Origin of the sequence: Streptomyces calidiresistens (genome assembly GCF_014141525.1) — a bacterium.
Classification (GTDB): Bacteria; Actinomycetota; Actinomycetes; order Streptomycetales; family Streptomycetaceae; genus Streptomyces; species Streptomyces calidiresistens.
This window is the reverse complement of sequence record NZ_VKHS01000535.1, coordinates 1-3,893: the sequence shown is the minus strand read 5'-3', so window position 1 is coordinate 3,893 and position 3,893 is coordinate 1. Positions and strand designations below refer to the sequence as shown.

The 3,893-nt window shown below is 71.0% G+C and carries 3 protein-coding genes; all 3 read left to right on the top strand.

The window, feature by feature from the left end; translation table 11 throughout:
• Positions 1–342 precede the first annotated feature (342 nt).
• The 3 genes from ald (at position 343) to FOE67_RS19085 (ending at position 3,766) form a co-directional block, all read left to right on the top strand.
• Complete coding sequence (gene ald, locus FOE67_RS19095) at positions 343–1,467, top strand: alanine dehydrogenase (protein ID WP_182665934.1); 1,125 nt, start codon at positions 343–345, stop codon at positions 1,465–1,467.
• A 740-nt stretch (positions 1,468–2,207) separates the two neighbouring features.
• Positions 2,208–3,212, top strand: a complete 1,005-nt coding sequence (locus tag FOE67_RS19090; RefSeq protein WP_228474044.1) for a ParA family protein — start codon at positions 2,208–2,210, stop codon at positions 3,210–3,212.
• Complete coding sequence (locus FOE67_RS19085) at positions 3,197–3,766, top strand: hypothetical protein (protein WP_182665932.1); 570 nt, start codon at positions 3,197–3,199, stop codon at positions 3,764–3,766. The genes FOE67_RS19090 and FOE67_RS19085 overlap by 16 nt, the downstream gene beginning before the upstream one ends.
• Positions 3,767–3,893: the final 127 nt, after the last annotated feature.

Genomic DNA, 3,893 nt, shown 5'->3' with positions numbered 1-3,893 from the left:
CGGGGGAGGCGGGGGAGGAGAGACCGGTGTCGTCACGGAGCGCATGCCTGGGAAACACAGAAAAGTTTCTCTGTTAAGGATTGTTTGCAAGGCTGGACAGGGGGTCATCCTTCATTAACAATGACCGAAGCGCGAGGGGTCGATGACTTCCGCTGTGTCGGGTATGAGTCTTTCCGACAGGTTCGGGATGGTGTGGGACACCCCCTCCGCCCGGGCACCGGCGGGCACGACGGGACACCGGGGCAGCGGTGATCCCCTCCCGGTGGTCGTCCTCGCCCGTCGCGCTCCCCTCACCCTCCCGCCGAGGCACCGGGCGACCCCCGGCGGCACAACCCAAGGACCGTGATCCACGTGAAGGTCGGCATTCCGCGCGAAGTCAAGAACAACGAGTTCCGGGTGGCGATCACCCCGGCCGGAGTCCACGAGCTGGTCCGGCGCGGCCACCTCGTCCGGGTGGAGCGCGGGGCCGGTCTGGGCTCCGCCATCCCCGACGAGGAGTTCCGGGCGGCCGGCGCCGAGATCCTGCCCACCGCCGATGACGTGTGGGAGCAGGCCGACCTGGTGGTCAAGGTCAAGGAGCCCATCGAGGAGGAGTACCACCGGCTGCGCAAGGACCAGGTGCTGTTCACCTACCTCCACCTGGCCGCCTCCCGGGAGTGCACCGACGCCCTGGTCTCGGCCGGGACCACCGCCATCGCCTACGAGACCGTGCAGAACCCCGACGGGTCCCTGCCGCTGTTGGCGCCGATGTCCGAGGTGGCCGGGCGGATCGCCCCCCAGGTGGGGGCCTATCACCTCATGCGCTCCGCCGGGGGGCGCGGTGTGCTGCCGGGCGGGGTGCCCGGGGTGCCGGCGGCCGAGGCGGTCGTCATCGGGGGCGGCGTCTCCGGGTGGAACGCCATGCAGATCGCCGTGGGGATGGGCTTCCGGGTCACGCTCCTGGACACCGACGTGCGCAAGCTCCGCGAGGCGGACCGCATCTACGGGGGGCGGGTGCGGACCGTCGTCTCCAACGACTACGCGCTGCGGGAGGCGGTCGAGGCCGCCGACCTGGTGATCGGGGCGGTCCTGATCCCCGGTGCCCGCGCCCCGAAGCTGGTCTCCAACGAGCTGGTCTCCCGGATGCGGGCGGGAAGCGTGCTGGTGGACATCGCCATCGACCAGGGCGGGTGTTTCGAGGACTCGCGGCCCACCACCCACGCCGATCCCACCTTCCCGGTGCACGACTCGGTCTTCTACTGCGTGGCCAACATGCCGGGGGCCGTGCCGAGCACCTCCACCCGGGCCCTGACCAACGCGACCCTGCCGTACCTGGTCCGGCTCGCCGATCGGGGATGGCGGGAGGCGCTGGCCGCCGACCCGGCCTTCGCCGGCGGGCTGAACGTGCACGAGGGCCAGGTCACCCACGCGTCGGTGGCGGAGGCGCACGGTCTGCCGCGGGTGGACGCGGCGACCGTCCTCGCCTGACCTCCCGGCCGGTCCCGGTCGATGATCGCGGGGCCGAGGGGGAGTCGACATATCGACTTCCCCTCGGCCCCGCCGCGTCCTCCGGGGGGAGTCGGTGCCGGGGAGGGGTCCGCCCTTGCTCCGCAAGGTCATCTGTCGACTCGGTATTCGTTCATTCGAACGATGTGTCAATCGAACGATCAGTCGACTTGTGAAGCCGGCTCTCGCACGCCCCCGCGCCCCCCGAAGTCCGCCCGGGAAACGGGTGTTGTCCGTGATGCGAGCCCGGGGAGGAGCCGGGAGGGTGCCGTTCCGTGGGACTCGCCCGGCCGACCGGGCGAGTCTGCTTTCGGCCGGATTCCGACCATCCGAACGGGCGACTCGCGGGAGGATTGGGCTTTTGCTCTTTTCGTCCCGGTGGAGCATGTCGCGTCGACGCGCCGTGCGCTGCCCGTGCCCCCTTGACACATGAGCAGTTCGGGAGGGGGCAATCCCCGACACAAGGGTGTCGGTCCGGCGGATTGTGTTGCTGTCGACCGCCGACACGCCATAGAGTCGCCAAACGTCGGCATGGTGCAACGCTGACCCTGTCCGGAAGTTCCCTGGTCCCCAAGGAGGTACGACGACTTGTGAATGAGTCGACAATTACTCCCGGGGGGACGATCCCGGGAGCGCCCGGTGGCCTGTTGGGTACCGGGGGCACGGCGGGCATCTCCTCCGTCGCCGTGCACACCTTCACCACGCACCAGAACGCACCGAAGATGACAGCGCATCAGAGCACGAACGGCCCCGGCGCGACCGGCGCGGCCGACGACTACGAAGAGGACTTCGGCGACGGGAAGTTCTACGATCCCGACGCGGAGTACGAACCCGATCCCGAGTACGCCGCCACCATCGCCCCCGACGCCGCCCGCCAGCGTCGCGAGCGGATCGGCCCCACCGGTCGCCCGCTGCCCTACTTCCCCATTCCGGGACCGGTGGGCGAGCGCGGACCGGCGAAGATCATCGCGATGTGCAACCAGAAGGGCGGGGTGGGGAAGACCACCTCGGCCATCAACCTGGGCGCGGCCCTCGCCGAGTACGGTCGACGCGTCCTGCTGGTGGACTTCGACCCGCAGGGAGCCCTGTCGGTGGGGCTCGGCGTCAACCCCATGGAGCTCGAACTCACCGTCTACAACCTGCTGATGGAGCGCGGGCTCGCCCCCGACGAGGTGCTGCTCAAGACGGCCGTGGCCGGCATGGACCTGCTGCCGAGCAACATCGACCTCTCCGCGGCCGAGGTGCAACTGGTCAGCGAGGTGGCCCGGGAGTCCTCCCTGCAGCGTGCGCTGCAGCCCCTGCTGCCGGACTACGACTTCGTGGTGATCGACTGTCAGCCCTCCTTGGGTCTGCTGACGGTCAACGCCCTCACCGCCGCCCACAAGGTGATCGTTCCGCTGGAGTGCGAGTTCTTCGCCCTGCGCGGTGTCGCCCTGCTGACCGAGACCATCGAGAAGGTCCAGGAACGCCTCAACCCGGCCCTGCACCTCGACGGCATCCTCGCCACCATGTACGACTCCCGCACGGTGCACAGCCGGGAGGTGCTGGCCCGGGTGGTGGAGGCCTTCGACGACAACGTGTACCACACCGTCATCGGCCGCACGGTGCGCTTCCCGGAGACCACCGTCGCCGGCGAGCCCATCACCACCTACGCCTCCAACTCCGTGGGCGCCGCCGCCTACCGCCAGCTCGCCAGGGAGGTGCTCGCCCGGTGCCACGCCGAGTGAGTCTCCCGGCGGCCGACGAACTCTTCCGTACCACCGGCGGGGCCGCCGTACAGGCCTCGTCGTCCCGGGAAGGCGCCGGTGACGGCGATGTCCCGGCCGCTCCCGACACGACCGTCCCCGCCCCGGCGGGTGAACCGGAGGGTCCCGCACCCCGCGAGACGGCCGACGCCCCGCCGGCTTCCCTTCCGCCGGAGCCCGCCGAGCCCGCCGTGCCGGGACAGGGCAAGCGCCCCTCCGCGCCCCGTCCGCCCGCCGGCTCCGGCAAACGATCCGGTGCGACGCCCCGGAGTCCCCGAACCGGTACGGAGGCCCCGCGCAGGGCCCGAACCCCCCGGCGTCCCAGCGGGCGTGAGCGCCACGACGAGAAGATCACCGTGTACGTGTCGGCCGAGGAACTCATGGACCTCGAACACGCCCGGCTCGTCCTGCGCGGTGAGCACGGCCTCGCGGTGGACCGGGGACGCATCGTGCGGGAAGCCGTGGCGGTCGTCCTCGCGGACCTGGAGTCCCGGGGGGACGCCAGCATCCTCGTACGCCGCCTGAGCGCGGGCTGACGACGGAGGGCGGTCCCACCGGGTACCGTCCGGGCCGTGCCCGGCACGCCGGGACGGCCCGGACGGCATCCCGGGCACGGCCCGATAGGGTGCCCGGGAGATGTCCGCGTCCGAATCATCCCCACCC

Bases quoted from the DNA above. Each gene is read 5' to 3' on its own strand.
- FOE67_RS19090 (WP_228474044.1), top strand. From the start codon at position 2,208: ATGACAGCGCATCAGAGCACGAACGGCCCCGGCGCGACCGGCGCGGCC.